Below are 16,512 nucleotides of genomic sequence, written 5' to 3' on the forward strand. Positions count from 1 at the left end.
ATGGTGCAGCTCAGCGTCGACGGTCAGCCGATCCGGGTCCCGGACGGGGTGGTGGACAGCCCGTTCGACGTGCCGGTCGAGGGGGCCATCACCGAGTTCGACCTGAGCTACCAGCTCGACGGCACCAGCGTGCGCAGCCTTCCTTCGACGGCCCGGCGAGCCCTGGCCGCGGTCTCACCACTGCTGGACGACACCCCCTACAACCTGCCCGTGGCGGTCGTCGTCAGCGGGCCGGTGCTGGGCGTCGACTGCCCGCTGCTGGAGCTGTCCGAGCGGGCCTGCGGTCGGGGCAGCACCGAGCGGATGCAGGTCACTCCCAATCTGCCGTTCGACGATGCGGTGGTGACCATCCAGTTCGACCTGCCCGGCGAGTGAGCGGCTAGGGCTCGCGGCGCATCGGCAGGTGTGCGATCCCGTCCTCGAGGTAGTCCGGGCCGCAGCGCACGAAGCCGAGCCGCTCATACCACCCCTGCAAGTGCGCCTGTGCGCCGATCTCGACCGGCTGCTGGCCGATCCGCTCGATCGCCGCGCGCACCAGCGCCGCGGCATACCCCTGGCCCCGGTGGTCGTGTGCCGTGGCGACGCGGCCGATCTGCCACGCCCTGTCCCCGCGCAGGACGCGGACCGTGGAGACGACCGTCCCGTCGAGCTCGACCCACAGGTGCTCGGTCGCCGGCTCGGTGTCCCGACCGTCGAGCTCGGGGTAGGGGCAGGCCTGCTCCACCACGAAGACGTCGACGCGCAACCGCAACAGGTCGTAGAGCCGGTCCACCTCGAGCTCAGCGAAGCGGCTGGTCCGGATCCGTGGCTTCGTCACGATCCCACGGTATGCCGTGCCGCTCCCCCGAGCCGCCGTCCCCTGGCGTAGCGTCGCCGGCATGAGCCTCGAGCCCGTCGATGCGCTGCGCCGGATCGCCTTCCTGCTCGAGCGCAGCCGCGCCTCGACCTACCGGGTCAAGGCCTACCGGGAAGCCGCCTCGACGCTGCTGGGGCTCCCGGAGGATCAGGTGCGCCAGCGGGTCCGCTCCGGGACCCTGCGCGAGCTGCCCGGGATCGGCGGGTCGACCTCGGCGGTGATCGAGCAGGCCGTCGCCGGACAGGTGCCCGACAAGCTGACCGAGCTGGAGGAGTCGGCCGGCGGCCCCCTCGCCGAGGGGGGCGAGCAGGTCCGAGCCGCGCTGCGCGGCGACCTGCACAGCCACTCCGACTGGTCCGACGGCGGGTCCCCGATCCAGGAGATGGTGGCCGCCGCGATGGAGATCGGCCACGACTACCTGGCGCTGACCGACCACTCGCCCCGGCTGACCGTGGCCAACGGGCTGAGCGCCGAACGACTGGCCCGGCAGCTCGCGGTGGTGGACGGCATCAACGCGGCGGTGGGCGAGCGCCTCCGGCTGCTCAAGGCCATCGAGGTCGACATCCTGGACGACGGCTCCCTGGACCAGAGCGAGGAGATGTTGGACCGGCTGGACGTGCGGGTGGCCTCGGTGCACTCCAAGCTCAAGATGGACTCTCCCGCGATGACCCGGCGGATGATCGCCGCCGTGCGCGGACGGCATACCAACATCTTGGGGCACTGCACCGGTCGGATGGTGACAGGAGGGCGCGGGACACGCCCGCAGAGCGACTTTGATGCGCGCGCCGTCTTCGAGGCCTGTGCCGACGCGGGGACCGCGGTGGAGATCAACTCCCGGCCCGAGCGGATGGACCCGCCGGACGAGCTGATCACCCTGGCGATCGAGACCGAGTGTCTCTTCGCGATCGACACCGACGCGCACGCCCCGGGTCAGCTGGACTTCCAGGCCTACGGCTGCGAGCGCGCCGAGCGACTCGGTGTCCCGGTGCAACGGATCGTCAACAGCTGGCCGCTGGAGGAGCTGCTGGAGTGGGCCCGACCGGGTGGCTGATCCCCTTTTGGACTTTGCCGACCGACCCCGTATTCTCTGGTCCTGTCCTCGACGGATCCGAGCTGCGCTTGGCGCGGGGGGCCCGGAGGACGGGTCCCCATCGTCTAGCGGCCTAGGACCCCGCCCTTTCACGGCGGTAGCACGGGTTCGAATCCCGTTGGGGATACGCGCATCAGGTACGATCGTGCGCGTTTGCAAGGCCTCGTGGCGCAGTTGGTTAGCGCGCCGCCCTGTCACGGCGGAGGTCGCGGGTTCGAGTCCCGTCGAGGTCGCAGTGCGACTGCCGCTGCACCGGCATCCAGGAAGGATGCGGGTGCGGCGGCTGTTCACTCCATATGGCCAGGTAGCTCAGTTGGTACGAGCGTCCGACTGAAAATCGGAAGGTCGGCGGTTCGACCCCGCCCCTGGCCACGCACGAGAGCCGCGGGTCTGCCCCCTGATGCACCCGTGGCTCTCGTCTCGCTTCTGGCCCGCGGATGACGGCCAGACGTTGTCGTCGTAGCGTGCAGGTGTTCCCGTCACCGAGGAGAAGTGGGCCCATGAGCACCCTGACCGTCACGAGCGGCACCGACAGCATCGATCTGGAGGTCGAGGACAGCGGCGGCTCCGGCCGGCCCGCGGTCCTGATCCACGGCTGGCCGATGAGCCACGAGTCCTGGAGCGAGCAGGTGCCCGCTCTGCGCGAGGCGGGCTACCGGGTCATCAGCTACGACCGCCGCGGCTTCGGCGGGTCCGCCAAGCCCGCGGCCGGTTACGACTACGACACCCTCACCGACGACCTCGCCGGCCTGCTCAAGGCACTGGACCTGAGCGACGTCACCCTGGTGGGCTTCTCCATGGGCGGGGGTGAGGTGGCCAGGTATGTCGGACGGCATGGCCAGGAGCGGCTGCACAGCGTGGTCTTCGCGGCGGCCGTGCCGCCCTACCTGATGAAGACCGACGACAACCCCCAGGGACCGTTGACCCAGGATGCGGCCGCGGAGATGGAGTCCGGGCTGACGGCCGGCCGGGAGGACTTCTTCCCTGGTTTCGTGACCGGCTTCTACTCCGCGGGCGAGGAGCTGAAGGCCACCCAGGAGCAGGTCGACCAGGGCGTGGAGCTGTGTCTGCAGTCCGACCAGGGCGCCGCCTTGGGGTGCATGGAGGCCTTCGGCACCACCGACTTCCGCGACGACCTCGTCCGGGTCACGGTGCCCACCCTCGTCGTGCACGGGGACTCCGACGGGATCGTGCCCTTCGAGGGCTCCGGCCAGCGGACGGCGCAGATCATCCACGGCGCCGAGACCGTGGTCGTGCAAGGGGCGCCGCACGGTCTCAACGTCACTCACGCGGAGGAGTTCAACACCGCGCTGCTGGACTTCCTCGCCCGCTGACCCGGCATACCCCACTGGCCTGGGGGAAGCGGAGGTTGCGGATCCGTCAGTCCAGCACGGCGTGCCGGATGAGGGTATGCAGGGTCGCCAGACCGTCGCGGGACAGCACCGACTCCGCGTGCCCCTGGATGCTGGCTACCCGCGGGCCGCGCAACCCGACCACCGCGTCGTGGATCGGGTCCACGGCCACCTCGAGGGACTGATCCGCGAGCACGGCGCGGCCCGGACGGACCACGAAGGTGTTGTAGAACCCGATCAGTGCCGGCGTCCCCCATAGGTTCAGGGGGAGCTGCACGCCTTGGTTGGGCCGCGCCAGCTTCTCGACCTCGAGCCCGGCCATCCGGGCCAGCACCTGGTGGCTCAGGCAGACCGCCAGCATCGGGGCCTCGGCGTCGAAGCGGGCCTGCATCAGCGAGCGCAGGTGTCGCATCCGCGCATCGTGCACATCGTCCGGATCACCCGGACCCGGCCCGAAGAGCACGAGGTCGAACTCGGCCAGCTCCGCCCCGGAGACCGCGTCCCAGCGTCGCACGAGAGCCTGCATCCCGAAATGTCGCACCTGGTGAGCCAGCATCTGGGTCCACATGTCCTCGGCGTCCACGACCAGCACCGAGCGACCCGACAGCTCCGGATCAGGACGGGGCTCTTGGGGCGACAGCCAGAACGGCGACAGCGACTCGTTGCGTTCGGCCAGCACGGCCGGCACCCCGGCCAGGTCAGCCAGCTGCACGGCATACCGCACCTCCCGCCGTGGCCGCAGGCCGAGCGCTGCGAGCATGCCACTGGCCTTGGCGGTGGTCTCGGCGACCTCTGAGCGGGGGTCGCTGTGCCGGACCAGGGTGGCCCCGGCGCTGACCCGCACGGCGCCGCCGTCCCTCAGGTGCGCGGTGCGGATCAGGATGGGCGCGTCCAGCTGCTCGGTGCCGTCAGCGTCCCGCTCCAGCAATGCCAGGACACCGGCGTAGTAGCCCCGGCCCTCGGGTTCGTGCCGCTGGATCACGGTGCAGGCGTTCTCCATCGGCGACCCGGTCACCGTGGGAGCGAACATCGTCGCGCGCAGCACGTCCCGCGGGTCAGCCTCGCAGCGGCCGTCCAGGAGGTACTCGGTGTGCGTCAGGTGCGCCATCTGCTTGAGGTAGGGGCCGGTGATCCGCCCACCGTCGGTGCAGATCTGGGCCATCATCTTCATCTCCTCGTCGACCACCATGAAGAGCTCCTCGGTCTCCTTGGTGTCCTTGACGAAGGCATGAAAAGCGGGCAGGACGTCTTCGTCTTCGTCGGCGGGGTGCCGGAAGGTGCCCGAGATCGGGTTCATCTGCACGCGCCCGTCCTGCACGCTGACGTGCCGCTCGGGAGTGGCGCCGACCAGCGTGTGACCCGGCGTGTGCACCGCGAAGCTCCAGTAGGCGCCGCGCTCGTCCGCCAGCAGCGAGCCGAGCCAGGTCAGCGCGGCGGTCGCCGGGTCGGTGTCGGTGTGCGCCTCGATGTCGCGACGGATGACGAAGTTCGCACCCTCACCGTTGCCGATCTCGTCCTCGATGACCCGCTCGACAATGGCGGCGTAGTCCTGGTCGGACACGCTGAACCGCTCACCGGTCACCTGGACGGCATCCCTCGGCAGCGCCCGGGCGAGGTGCTCGAACGTGACCCGCTCGGATGCCGTGGCGCGCAGGACCCGCAGCGGGGTCCCGTCGTCGTGCGCGTCGAACCCGCGCTCGGTGACCTGTCGGAACGGCACGAGCGCCAACACCGGCATCCCCGGCTCGGCAGGGGGGATCTGGGCGAGCAGGTCCACGTCCACGATCTCGCCGACCAGCACCTCGACGGCTGCTTGGCCTTCCCGCACGAGGATCGCCCACGCCTGACCGAGCGGATCGGTCAGGACGCGGTCCAGCAACGGGAAGTCGGCAGCCATGGGCGAAGTCTGTCATTCACCGGGCAGCGCTCGCTGTCGGCGCCGGTGCCGCTGAGGCGAGCCGCGTCGGGGCTACTGACCCGGCTCCTCCGCCGGGGCCTCCTCCGCCGGGGCCTCCGCGGGCGCCTCGTCCGCCGGGGCCTCCGCGGGTGCCTCGTCCACCTGCGCCTCGTCGCCCGGTAGCGGCACGTCCTCGGGCAGGGGGATGTCCTCAGGCAGCACGTCGTCGGGCAGCGGCACCTCGTCCGGCAGGTCGAGCTCGACCTCGGGCGACTCCTGCCCCGTGCCACTCCACCCGGGGATGGACGTGCCGACGCCGGTGTTGCTGGTGCCCCCCGTGTAGGTGGAGACCGCGCGGCCGGTGGTCAGCTCGAAAGTCACGATGACTGCCATTGCGATGCCGAAGAGGGCTGCGCTGGCCGCCAGGATGCGCTTCCACGGCAGCCCGGCTCGTCCCCGCCCGGCGGAACGCTCCGGCTGCGGGCGCTCGGCATACTGCGGGCGCTCGACCTCGGCCCGGTCCTCGGTGGAGTACCGCTCCTGGACGGCCGAAGCTCCTGCACCCATGGGGACGCGCTCCCGCGTGCGACTCACCCCCCGGGCGGCCCTTGCCTGAGCCGCGACACGCTCCTTGGTCAGCGCCAGGTAGTGCGCGTAGACGGCACCCCCGATGGTGATGCACAGGCTACCGAGCGCGGCGCCGACGAGCGTGCCGACGGCACCCAGGCTCGACAGCACGACGGCCGAGGACACCGCGCCCAGCGCGGCGCCGGCGGAGTTGGTCCAGTTGATCTGAAGACGGTTTTGCTCACTCACTGGCTCCACTATCCGGGCCGCTGCTGCGCACCCCAAATCGACGCGCCCGAAAAGGGCTCCGACGTGACCAACCTCTCACCGTGACAGCCCTCTGGAACGCCTGGTGACGCTGCGGTCCTCGCAGGAGGGCGGGGTCTGCAGCTGGCGGGCGTCGAAGCGTCAGGTGCTGGGCTGCGGGCAGGCACTGAGCGTCGCCCGGGTGGGGCCCGGGAGCACACTTCCTTCCCGAGGAACAGCCCGAGGCCATCGCCGATGCCCTCGCGCGGTGGACGTGAGCTGAGCGGCCGGGGTGTTGCGAGCGGGTCAGAGGTGGATGAGGCCCGCGGCCGTCGAGCCGAAGCCGCAGACCCGTTCGTAGAAGTCGGCGACCTGCGCCTCGTAGTCGACGTGCAGCCAGGTGCAGCCCAGGCTGCGGGCCTCGGCGATCGCCCGGGTGACCAGGTCGCGCCCGATGCCCTGCCGCTGCACGTCGGGCGCGACCACGGTGTCGAGCAGCACGGCGTGGGCACCACCGTCGCCGATGAGGTTGACGAAGCCGACCAGGCGAGAACCCTGGTGCGCGGTGACCCAGGAGATGCTGTGCCGCTGCAGCCGCTTGGACCACGGCGTGAAGCCGTGCCCGCTGGCCCGGAACGCCCGCTCGTGCAGCAGGGTCAGCTCCTCGTCGTCGACCGGGCCGTCCACGCGGTATGTCGTGGGCTCGGTCGTCGTCCTGCTCATCAGCGCACTCCTGGCCTAGTGGGTGACCGCGCCCTGGGCGGCCGAGCCGACGAGCCGGGCGTACTTGGCCAGCACGCCGCGCCGGGCCCGGTCCGGCGGCGTGGGCGCGCTCCATCCCTCGCGGCGAGACGACACCTGCGCCTCGTCGACGAGCAGGTCGAGGGTGCCACCCGCCACGTCGAGCTCGATCTGGTCACCGTCCTGCACCAGCCCGATCGGCCCGCCGTCGACGGACTCCGGAGCGATGTGCCCCACGCACAGCCCGGTGGTGCCGCCGGAGAAACGGCCGTCGGTGACCAGCAGGACATCCTTGCCCAGACCGGCACCCTTGATGGCACCGGTGATGGCCAGCATCTCGCGCATGCCGGGCCCGCCGCGCGGACCCTCGGCCCGGATGACCACGACGTCGCCGGCGGTGATCGTGCCGTCGTCGAGGGCATCGAGGGCAGCGTGCTCGCCCTCGAAGACCCGGGCGGTCCCGCGGAAGACGTCGGAGTCGAAGCCGGCCGACTTCACCACGGCCCCTTCGGGAGCCAGGGAGCCGTGCAGGATGGTCAGGCCGCCTGTGGCGTGGATGGGGTTGCTCATCGCCCGGAGCACGGTGCCGTCGAGCTGCGGCGGGTCCAGCTCGGCAAGGTTGTCGGCGAGGGTCTTGCCGGTGACGGTCATCGCGTCACCGTGCAGCAGTCCGGCGTCGAGCAGTGCCTGCATCACGACGGGGATGCCGCCGATCCGGTCGATGTCGGTCATCACGTGCGCACCGAACGGCTTGACGTCGGCCAGGTGCGGCACCCGTGCGCCGACCCGGGCGAAGTCCTCAAGGGTCAGCTCGACCTCGGCCTCGTTGGCGATGGCCAGCAGGTGCAGCACCGCGTTGGTGGAGCCGCCGAGGGCCATCACCACGGCGATGGCGTTCTCGAAGGCCTCTTTGGTCAGGATCTGCCGAGCGGTCAGGCCGGTCTGCAACATGCCGACCACGGCCTGGCCGGAGCGTCGGGCGATGCCGTCCCGGCGGCGGTCGGTGGCCGGTGGTGCCGCCGACCCCGGCAGCGCCATGCCGAGCGCCTCCGCGGCGGCGGCCATCGTGTTGGCGGTGTACATCCCGCCGCAGGCCCCCTCACCGGGGCAGATCGCCCGCTCGATGGCGTCCACGTCCTCCCGGGACATCAGCCCGCGGGAGCACGCACCGACCGCCTCGAAGGCGTCGATGATCGTCACCTCACGACTGGACCCGTCGGACAGCTTGGCCTGCCCCGGCAGAATCGACCCGGCATACACGAAGACCGACGCGAGATCGAGCCGGGCCGCAGCCATCAGCATGCCGGGCAGCGACTTGTCACAGCCGGCCAGCAGCACCGAGCCGTCCAGCCGCTCCGCGCACATCACCGTCTCCACCGAGTCGGCGATGACCTCGCGGGAGACCAGCGAGAAGTGCATCCCCTCGTGGCCCATCGAGATGCCGTCGGAGACCGAGATGGTGCCGAACTCCAGCGGGTAGCCGCCTGCGGCGTGCACGCCGTCCTTGACCGACTGGGCCAGCCGGTCCAGCGGCAGGTTGCACGGGGTGATCTCGTTCCACGAGCTGCCCACGCCGATCTGCGGCTTGACCCAGTCCTCGTCACCCATCCCGACGGCGCGCAGCATCCCGCGCGAGGCCGTGCTGCGCAGGCCGTCGGTGACCTCCCGGCTGCGCGGCTTGACGTCGGTGCCGGTGCTCGGGTCGGGGCGACGCTCGTCGAGATCGGTCATCGCGCGGCGGAGCCCTCCGTGTAGTCGTCGTTGCCGGAGTCGACCCAGGCCATCATCCCGCGCAGCTTGCGCCCGGTGCCCTCGATCGGGTGCTGGGCGCCCTTGTCGCGCAGCTTGGTGAACTCCGGCCCGCCGGCGTCCTGGTCATCGATGAAGCGCTGGGCGAAGGTGCCGTTGCGCACATCCTCCAGCACTGCTGCCATGTTGGCCTTGACCCGGTCGTCGACGACGCGGGGGCCGGAGACGTAGTCGCCGTACTCGGCCGTGTCGGAGACCGACCAGCGCTGCTTGGCGATGCCGCCCTCGTACATCAGGTCCACGATCAGCTTGACCTCGTGCAGGCACTCGAAGTAGGCGACCTCCGGCTGGTAGCCGGCCTCGGTCAGCGTCTCGAAACCCTTCATGATCAGCTCGGACAGACCCCCGCAGAGCACCGCCTGCTCACCGAACAGGTCGGTCTCGGTCTCCTCGGTGAAGGTCGTCTTGATGCCGCCGGCGCGCAGCCCGCCGATCGCCGAGGCATAGGCCAGGGCCAGGTCCCAGGCGTGCCCGGTCGCGTCCTGCTCGACGGCGACCAGCACCGGCACGCCGCGCCCGTCGACATACTCTCGCCGCACCAGGTGCCCCGGCCCCTTGGGCGCGACCATGCAGACGTCGACTCCCTGCGGCGGTTGGATGTAGCCGAAGCGGATGTTGAAGCCGTGGCTGAAGAACAGCGCGTCGCCGTCCTCCAGGTTGGGCTCGATGGCCTCGGTGTAGACATGACGTGCCACGTGGTCCGGCACGAGCACCATGATCAGGTCGGCCTCCTGGCAGGCCACCTCGGGCGTGACGACCCGCAGGCCCTCGCCCTCGGCCTTGGCGCGGCTCTTGCTGCCCTCGGCGAGTCCCACCCGCACGTCCACCCCGGAGTCGCGCAGCGACAGGGCGTGCGCATGGCCCTGGCTGCCGTAGCCGAGGACGGCCACCGACCGGTCCTGGACGAGGCTCAGGTCGGCGTCGGCGTCGTAGTACATCGTGGCCATGGTCAGGTGCGCTCCTTGATCGATTTGCTAGGAAGTTTGCCGCCCAGCCTAGGGCTCAGCCCCAGGCCGCGGCCATTGCCCCGACGGGTCGGGGTCCGTTGTCGTTGATCGCCCACAGCTGCTCGCGGATCGCGGCGGCGTCGTCGAGCTCCTCGATGTGGATGACCTCGATCAGCTTGTCCAGCTGGCTGGTCACCTTGTGCAGCTGCTCGGGGTTGACGTTGACCAGGATGGTCATCCGGGACACCTTGGAGTCCTCGGTGGGACCGACCACGAGGTGGTCGATGTTGAAGCTGCGGCGGGCGAAGAGGACCGAGACCCGGGCCAGGACCCCGGGGTTGTTCTCGACCAGGACGGACAGTGCGTGGCGGCTCATGATGCTCACCTTTCGTTTGCTCGGGAAGTGCAGTGGCGTATGCGGTTTGCTCAGGGTGTTGTGGCGTCTATGCCGATGTGCTCGAGGAAGTGCGCAGGCTCGGGCTCACTCGTCCTCCTCGAAGTTCGGGGCGATGTCGCGGGCGTACTGGATGGCGTCGTTGCTGGTGCCGGCCGGGACCATCGGCCAGACCATGGCGTCCTGGTGCACCCGGAAGTCGATCACGACCGGCTGGTCGTCGACCTCCATCGCCGCCTCGATCGTGGCGTCCACCTCAGCGGGGGCGTCGCAGCGCAGCCCCATACAGCCGTACGCCTGGGCCAGCATCGCGAAGTCGGGGATCTGCGCCGAGGGCAGCCCGGAGTTGCTGTAGCGCTGGGAGTAGAACAGCGTCTGCCACTGCCGGACCATGCCCAGCGCCTGGTTGTTGATGATGGCCACCTTGATCGGGATGCCCTCGATCGCGCAGGTCGCGAGCTCCTGGTTGGTCATCTGGAAGCAGCCGTCGCCGTCGATCGCCCAGACCGTGCTGTCGGGACAGCCGACCTTCGCCCCCATCGCGGCGGGCACGGCATACCCCATCGTGCCGAGCCCACCGGAGTTGAGCCACGTGTTGGGGTGCTCGTAGTCGATGAACTGGCTGGCCCACATCTGGTGCTGCCCGACCCCGGAGGCGTAGATCGCGTCCGGCCCGGCGATGGCGCCCAGCCGCTCGATGACGTACTCGGGGGCGAGGGATCCGTCGGCGGGGGTCTCATAGCCACGCGGGTAGCGGCTCTTCCACATCAGGCACCGCTTCACCCACGCGGCATAGTCCGGCTCGGCACCCTGGGCGGTGCGCATGGTGAACTCGGTGACCAGCTGGTCGATGACCGTGCGCACGTCACCGAGCAGACCCACGTCGACGGGACGGTTCTTGCCGATCTCGGAGGGGTCGATGTCGGCGTGGATCACCTTGGCGTGCGGCGCGAAGGAGTCCCGCGCCCCGGTCACCCGATCGTCGAACCGGGCGCCCAGGGTGACCATCAGGTCCGACTTCTGCAGCGCGGCGACAGCCGAGACGCTGCCGTGCATGCCCGGCATCCCCATGTGCTGGGGGTGGCTGTCGGGGAACGCCCCCCGCGCCATCAGTGTGGTGACGACGGGTATGCCGGTCAGCTCGGCCAGGGCGCGCAGCTCGGCGTGGGCGCGGGCCCGGATGGTGCCGCCCCCGACATACAGGACCGGGCGCCGGGCGGTGAGCATCAGCTCGACGGCGTCCCGCACGGACTCCGGTCTGGGGACGGTCTGCGGCCGGTAGCCGGGCAACCCCAGCTCGGCCCACTCATGCTCGCTGGTCGTCCCGGCCAGGGCGTCCTTGGACACGTCGACCAGCACCGGCCCGGGGCGGCCGCTGGCGGCCAGGTGGAAGGCACTGGCCACGGTGGCGGCGATCCGGTCGGGGTCGGTGACCAGGAAGGAGTGCTTGGTGACCGGCATCGCGATGCTGCGGATGTCGGCCTCCTGGAAGGCGTCCGAGCCCATCGCGGCGCTGGGCACGTTGCCGGTGATGGCGACCATCGGCACCGAGTCCATGTTGGCGTCGGTCAGCGGCGTGACCAGGTTGGTCGCACCTGGTCCGCTGGTGGCCATGCACACGCCCACCTTGCCGGTGGCCGCTGCATACCCCTGGGCTGCGTGCCCGGCACCCTGCTCGTGCCGCACCAGGATGTGACGCAGACCGGTCGCGCTGTAGAGCGCGTCGTAGAGCGGCAGGACCGCACCGCCCGGCAGCCCGAAGATGTGCTCGACCCCGACCCGCTGCAGCGTCGCGACGAGGGTCTCCGCCCCGGTGCGCGGCGTGCGGCTGGGGGTCTGCGTGGCGGCGGTGGCGGCGGTGACCGTGCTCATCTGGTGGCGTCCTGTTCGGTTCACGTGCATGCGTGGGTCGGTCGGGCATCAAAAAACCCCTCGGCCTTGGGAGGCTGACGAGGGGCAGGACGCGCTCGGCTGAGAATCAGCGCGAATCGCGTCCTGGGGTAATAAGTACGAGGCGGAGGTGCATACGACCACCATGACCGATCGTTGCCCCGACGTCAAGCCCAGCCGGTGCGTTCAGTCCTCTCGCAGCGGGACGAAGCGGTACCAGCCCTCGGTGCTCTGCTGCACCTGCGCCCCCCGTCGCGTGGCAGTCACCATCCGGCCGGCAACGGGTATGACAAGGCGCCCGCCGTCGCTCAGCTGCTCCACCAGCGAGTCGGGCAGCCGGTCGCTCTCCGCGCTGACCAGGATGCGGTCGTAGGGCGCCCTGGCGGGCCAACCCAGCTGACCGACGACGGCCTGCTCGATCGAGGCCCGCGCCACGGCATTCGCCTCCAGGTTGGCCCGCCCCTGCTCGACCAGTCCCGGCTCGATCTCCACCCCCAGCACCCACCCGTCCGGCCCGATCAGGCAGGACAGCAGCGCGGTGCTCCAGCCCGAGCCGGAGCCGACGTCCAGCACCCGCTGGCCGGGTTGCGGGTCGAGGTGGCTCAGCATGCGGCGCAACGTGGTCGGCTGGGAGCACGTCCCCCGGTGCCCGATCGGCAGGGCGCGGTCCTGGCCGGCATGGCGCTGCTGCTTCGGCGGCAAGAACCCCCTCCGGGGCACCGACCTCATCGCCTCTGCGATCCGGTCGCCCATCCCTCATGCTCCCACGTCGGGATGGACCGGGGTTGACTTCGGTCTCGGGCTCACTCGGTGAGATCGACCGACTCGGGCAGGGGAATGCGGGCGATGGTGAACGGCAGCTCGGGAGAGTCCTGGTCGTTGAGCTGGGAGTTGACGACCAGGACCTCACCCTCGTACTCGGCAATCGTCGTCGGGAGGAGTAGCCCCTCCCCGAACGGTTCGCCCACCTCACCCGTGCGCAGGTCGGCGTCGAGGCGCACCGGGTAGACGCCTCCAGGCTTCTCACGCACGACGAGCAGGGTCTGGCCGTCAAGCAGTATGCCGTCGCCCGTGGTCAGCAGGTCGGGCCCCAGATCGACTTCGGTGACCTCGCGGGTGGCGACGTCGATCCGGAAGAGGCGGCCGGAGTCGAAGTGCACCGTCAGCAGCACCTCGCCGTCGTCGCTGGCCGAGATGCCGTTGAGCCCGAAGCTCGTGTCGATCGGGATCACCGTCTCGGTGAGGTCGAGCCAGGGGGTCATCTGCGTGCCCACCATGTCGGCGCTGCGCTCGACGCGCCAGATCACCGGCTGGAAGGAGTCGGTGAAAGAAGGCGGCCCCGGAGGCGAACGTGAGGTCGTTGATCAGGGTGCGCTCGCCCTCCGGGGTTTGCCACGCCTGGATCAGCTCGCCGCTGCCGACGTCATAGACGAACGCTCGGCCGGGTTGAGCGTGCCTCGGTAGATGGTGCCGTCTGTGGTGCTCCCGACGAAGAAGTCACCGTTGGCCTTGTTGACCCCGGTTCCTTCGGGGAAGACCTCGTCCCCGGGTAGCTCGTAGGAGCTGGACGAGCTGGGCGAGCTGGGCGAGCTGGACGAGCTGGACGAGCTGGGCGAGCTGGACGGCTCGTCGGCCGCGCCACATCCCGCAGCGGTGACGGCGAGAAGTCCGGCCGCGGCCGCCATGCCCCGCCGCCTACGTGCGGTATGCCGTGGCGAAGGACGATTGACGGGCTCGGCTTGCATCATGTGACGGGCCTGGCACATTCTAGATCGATCAGTCAAGACCGATCGGTCCGCTATGCTGATCGGGTGCGGAGCAAGGAGTTCGACCCCGACCTGGCCCTGGGCCGTGCCATGGACCTCTTCTGGGCGAAGGGCTACGAGGCGACCGGGATCACGGATCTCACCGAGCATCTGGACATCGCTCGCGCCAGCCTCTACGCCACGTTCGGGAGCAAGTCCGAGCTCTATCACCGAGCGCTGGAGCGCTACTGCACCCGCCAGGCCGGACCGGTGATGGCCGCCCTCGAGGCGCCCGGACCCTTCCTGCCCACGATCCACGGGCTGTTGTCGCACCTGGCCGACGTCACGGCCGGCGACCCCGAGCGCCGAGGCTGCCTGGTCGTCAACGCCACGGCCGAGCGCACCCCGGCCGACCCCACCACGACGCGGCAGGTCGAGGCCCACCTGCGCCATGACCACGAGGTGCTCGAAGGCGCACTGCGACGCGCCCAGGCCCACGGGGAGGTCCGGACCGATCAGTCACCGGCGGCTCAGGCCAGCTTCCTCGTCGCGACCATCCTGGGGATCCGCGTGCTGGGCAAGGCCAGGAGCGATCTCGAGCAGCTCCACGACGTGGTCGCCGTGGCACTGGAGGGCCTGCGCAGCGCTGGGCACCAGCACGTCGCCGTCGCCGGCAGACCATGACCCCAGCCGTCGCCGAGGGGGGGTGCAGGCACACCGAGCGCACGGCATACTGACGCCATGGCAGATCACTATGACGTTGTTGTCCTGGGCGCCGGACCGGGTGGGTATGTCGCGGCGATCCGCGCCTCCCAGCTGGGCAAGAAGGTGGCCGTGGTGGAGAAGAAGTACTGGGGCGGGGTATGTCTCAACGTCGGTTGCATCCCCTCCAAGGCGCTGCTGCGCAACGCCGAGCTGGCGCACACGCTGCAGCACGAGAAGAAGAAGTTCGGCATCGAGGGCGACGCGACCATGTCCTTCGGCGCGACTTTCAAGCGCAGCCGTCAGGTGTCCGACGGCATCGTCAAGGGCGTGCACTATCTGATGAAGAAGAACAAGATCACCGAGGTCGACGGCTGGGGCACGCTGACCTCGCCCACCTCGATGACGGTGGATCTCAACGAGGGTGAGAGCGCTGAGCTGACCTTCGATGACCTGATCATCGCCACGGGCGCCTTCACCCGGCTGATTCCCGGCACCGAGCTGTCCGAGCGGGTCGTGACGTATGAGGAGCAGATCCTGACCGAGGAGCTGCCGGGCAGCATCGTGATCGCCGGGTCGGGCGCGATCGGCGTCGAGTTCGCCTACGTGCTGGCCAACTTCGGCGTCGACGTGACGATCGTGGAGTTCTTGGACCGGGTGGTGCCGCTGGAGGATCCCGAGGTGTCCAAGGAGCTGGCCAAGCAGTACAAGAAGCTCGGCGTCAAGATGATGACCTCGACCAAGGTGGAGTCGATCGACGACTCCGGCGACAAGGTCAAGGTGACCATCTCCCCGGCCGACGGGGGCGACTCGCAGGTGCTGGAGATCGACAAGGTGATGCAGGCGATCGGCTTCGTGCCGCGGGTCGAGGGCTACGGCCTGGAGGACATCGGCGTCGAGTTGACCGACCGCGGCGCCATCGCGATCGACGGGCGCGGACGCACCAACGTCGACGGCGTCTACGCCATCGGCGACGTCACGGCCAAGCTGATGCTGGCGCACACCGCCGAGGCGATGGGCATCGTGGCCGCCGAGACGATCGCCGACGCCGAGACCATGGAGATCGAGTACGACTTCATCCCGCGCGCGACCTACTGCCAGCCGCAGATCGCCTCGATGGGCTACACCGAGGAGCAGGCCAAGGAGCGCGGGTATGACGTGAGCGTCGCCAAGTTCCCGTTCAGCGCCAACGGCAAGGCCGCGGGCCTGGGTGAGGCCGTGGGCTTCGTGAAGGTGATCGCCGACAAGGAGCACAACGAAATCGTCGGCGCGCACCTGATCGGGCCCGATGTGACCGAGCTGCTGCCGGTGCTGACCCTGGCACAGCGCTGGGACCTGACGGCTGATGAGGTGGCGCGCAACGTCTTTGCCCACCCGACGCTGGGCGAGGCGGTCAAGGAGTCCGTGCACGGCATCGCCGGCCACATGATCAACCTCTAGAGACCGCTCGGGGATCCATCGTCTGACTTCAGTTGAGGGATGCGCGCAGGAGTCGCGGGCCTGCTCGTGACTGGCTTGCTGGTCACGGCATGCGCCGGTGATCCCGCTCGGGAAGGCTTGAGGTCAGGTGAGGAGTTCTCGGTGCTGGGTGCGTTGCGCGAGGTGCCCCGGCCGGAGGACGACTCCTTGCTGGTGGTGCAGGTGGGTGACCTCGACACCGCGATCGCACATTCGGGCCTGGCGCGCGACGGCGCCCTCGATGAGACCGCCTGGGAGTGGATGGGTCCGCTGTTCTCCTTCCTGGGCCACAGGGGGCCCGAGGCGCCGATCTACGTCCCGCTCCCGGGGGTCTTCCCTCCCCGGTCGTTCCAGTCGCTGCCCGCGTTGAGGGAGGAGTTGGGCTGGTCCGTGGTGGATGTGGACGCCTTCGTGGAGATGAATGCCGTGCCGGGCCGGTTCTCCGTGCGGGCCGGCGGGTTCGACGACCAAACTCAGGCGCACCTGCCCGAGGTGGCCGACGGCGTGGTCACCGCCGGTGGCGGCGAAGACCTGGAGGATCAAACGGGCTCGGCAACACCGGCCCGAAGGCTCGGTCGGCCGCTGCGGATGGCACAGTCCGACGGCCGCATCGCCGCGTCGTTGACCCTTCCTGCCGTTCAGGAGTGGGTAGGGGGACCGGAGGAGACACCCTGGCGGACGACGAGGATCTCGCCCGCGGTGGCCGCCGGGCTCGACGACGGCGGCGCCACGACGGCATACCTGGCTCGGGGCACCTCCCACAGCTCGACCGACGTGTTTCGCGGGGCGCCCGATTTTGCGGCAAGCGTCGAGGGGCG

17 protein-coding genes and 3 tRNA genes are annotated in these 16,512 nt (G+C 70.0%); 9 read left to right on the forward strand and 11 right to left on the reverse strand.

Translation table 11 applies throughout. The features are described 5' to 3' along the window. A partial coding sequence (locus ACR2FV_RS08250; protein WP_434015214.1) for a hypothetical protein occupies positions 1 to 375 on the forward strand: 375 nt, incomplete at its 5' end. A 4-nt stretch (positions 376 to 379) separates the two neighbouring features. Here the strand turns inward: ACR2FV_RS08250 and ACR2FV_RS08255 are convergent. Then, on the reverse strand, positions 380 to 817 hold the full coding sequence (locus ACR2FV_RS08255; RefSeq protein WP_434015215.1) for a GNAT family N-acetyltransferase: 438 nt from the start codon (positions 815 to 817) through the stop codon (positions 380 to 382). 61 nt (positions 818 to 878) lie between these two features. On the opposite strand from ACR2FV_RS08255, the gene ACR2FV_RS08260 reads away from it, so the two are divergent. The 5 genes from ACR2FV_RS08260 (at position 879) to ACR2FV_RS08280 (ending at position 3,280) form a co-directional block, all read left to right on the forward strand. Then, positions 879 to 1,907, forward strand: a complete 1,029-nt coding sequence (locus ACR2FV_RS08260; RefSeq protein ID WP_434015216.1) for a PHP domain-containing protein — start codon at positions 879 to 881, stop codon at positions 1,905 to 1,907. Between the two features lie 93 nt (positions 1,908 to 2,000). Further along, positions 2,001 to 2,073, forward strand: a tRNA-Glu gene (locus ACR2FV_RS08265). A 32-nt stretch (positions 2,074 to 2,105) separates the two neighbouring features. Further along, positions 2,106 to 2,179, forward strand: a tRNA-Asp gene (locus ACR2FV_RS08270). 65 nt (positions 2,180 to 2,244) lie between these two features. Then, positions 2,245 to 2,318: transfer RNA gene (locus ACR2FV_RS08275), tRNA-Phe, on the forward strand. A 128-nt stretch (positions 2,319 to 2,446) separates the two neighbouring features. Beyond that, a complete protein-coding gene (locus tag ACR2FV_RS08280) occupies positions 2,447 to 3,280 on the forward strand; it encodes an alpha/beta fold hydrolase (protein WP_434015217.1) in 834 nt (277 codons plus the stop codon). Between the two features lie 46 nt (positions 3,281 to 3,326). On the opposite strand, the gene ACR2FV_RS08285 is transcribed toward ACR2FV_RS08280, so the two are convergent. From ACR2FV_RS08285 to ACR2FV_RS08330, 10 genes are all read right to left on the reverse strand, one after another. Then, the gene (locus ACR2FV_RS08285; RefSeq protein ID WP_434015218.1) at positions 3,327 to 5,195 is read right to left on the reverse strand and encodes a chorismate-binding protein; all 1,869 of its coding nucleotides are present in this window, start codon (positions 5,193 to 5,195) and stop codon (positions 3,327 to 3,329) included. A 72-nt stretch (positions 5,196 to 5,267) separates the two neighbouring features. Further along, entirely contained in the window at positions 5,268 to 6,011 is a 744-nt protein-coding gene (locus tag ACR2FV_RS08290; protein WP_434015219.1) for a hypothetical protein, read from the reverse strand. 303 nt (positions 6,012 to 6,314) lie between these two features. Then, a complete protein-coding gene (locus tag ACR2FV_RS08295; RefSeq protein WP_434015220.1) occupies positions 6,315 to 6,731 on the reverse strand; it encodes a GNAT family N-acetyltransferase in 417 nt (138 codons plus the stop codon). A 15-nt stretch (positions 6,732 to 6,746) separates the two neighbouring features. After that, positions 6,747 to 8,480 (reverse strand): dihydroxy-acid dehydratase, encoded by a 1,734-nt coding sequence (gene ilvD, locus ACR2FV_RS08300; protein ID WP_434015221.1) that lies wholly within the window; start codon positions 8,478 to 8,480, stop codon positions 6,747 to 6,749. Next, a complete protein-coding gene (ilvC, locus tag ACR2FV_RS08305; protein WP_434015222.1) occupies positions 8,477 to 9,505 on the reverse strand; it encodes a ketol-acid reductoisomerase in 1,029 nt (342 codons plus the stop codon). The genes ilvD and ilvC overlap by 4 nt, the downstream gene beginning before the upstream one ends. Positions 9,506 to 9,560: 55 nt before the next feature. Further along, on the reverse strand, positions 9,561 to 9,881 hold the full coding sequence (ilvN, locus tag ACR2FV_RS08310; RefSeq protein WP_434015223.1) for an acetolactate synthase small subunit: 321 nt from the start codon (positions 9,879 to 9,881) through the stop codon (positions 9,561 to 9,563). Between the two features lie 105 nt (positions 9,882 to 9,986). Further along, positions 9,987 to 11,771, reverse strand: coding sequence for an acetolactate synthase large subunit (locus ACR2FV_RS08315; protein ID WP_434015224.1), 1,785 nt, complete (start codon positions 11,769 to 11,771; stop codon positions 9,987 to 9,989). A gap of 204 nt (positions 11,772 to 11,975) precedes the next feature. Further along, positions 11,976 to 12,542: a protein-L-isoaspartate O-methyltransferase family protein gene (locus tag ACR2FV_RS08320; RefSeq protein ID WP_434015225.1), complete on the reverse strand. Its 567-nt coding sequence runs from the start codon at positions 12,540 to 12,542 to the stop codon at positions 11,976 to 11,978. A gap of 50 nt (positions 12,543 to 12,592) precedes the next feature. Next, the gene (locus tag ACR2FV_RS08325; RefSeq protein ID WP_434015226.1) at positions 12,593 to 13,096 is read right to left on the reverse strand and encodes a hypothetical protein; all 504 of its coding nucleotides are present in this window, start codon (positions 13,094 to 13,096) and stop codon (positions 12,593 to 12,595) included. A gap of 96 nt (positions 13,097 to 13,192) precedes the next feature. Continuing rightward, positions 13,193 to 13,474, reverse strand: a complete 282-nt coding sequence (locus ACR2FV_RS08330; RefSeq protein ID WP_434015227.1) for a hypothetical protein — start codon at positions 13,472 to 13,474, stop codon at positions 13,193 to 13,195. A 126-nt stretch (positions 13,475 to 13,600) separates the two neighbouring features. Here ACR2FV_RS08330 and ACR2FV_RS08335 point away from each other — a divergent pair, with 126 nt between their 5' ends. From ACR2FV_RS08335 to ACR2FV_RS08345, 3 genes are all read left to right on the forward strand, one after another. Beyond that, positions 13,601 to 14,218, forward strand: coding sequence for a TetR/AcrR family transcriptional regulator (locus ACR2FV_RS08335; RefSeq protein WP_434015228.1), 618 nt, complete (start codon positions 13,601 to 13,603; stop codon positions 14,216 to 14,218). Positions 14,219 to 14,275: 57 nt separating this feature from the next. Beyond that, positions 14,276 to 15,676, forward strand: a complete 1,401-nt coding sequence (lpdA, locus tag ACR2FV_RS08340; RefSeq protein ID WP_434015229.1) for a dihydrolipoyl dehydrogenase — start codon at positions 14,276 to 14,278, stop codon at positions 15,674 to 15,676. Positions 15,677 to 15,715: 39 nt separating this feature from the next. Then, positions 15,716 to 16,512, forward strand: a 797-nt coding sequence (locus tag ACR2FV_RS08345; RefSeq protein WP_434015230.1) for a hypothetical protein, incomplete at its 3' end; no start/stop codon positions are given.

The organism is Ornithinimicrobium sp. (assembly GCF_051004135.1).
GTDB lineage: Bacteria > Actinomycetota > Actinomycetes > Actinomycetales > Dermatophilaceae > Ornithinicoccus.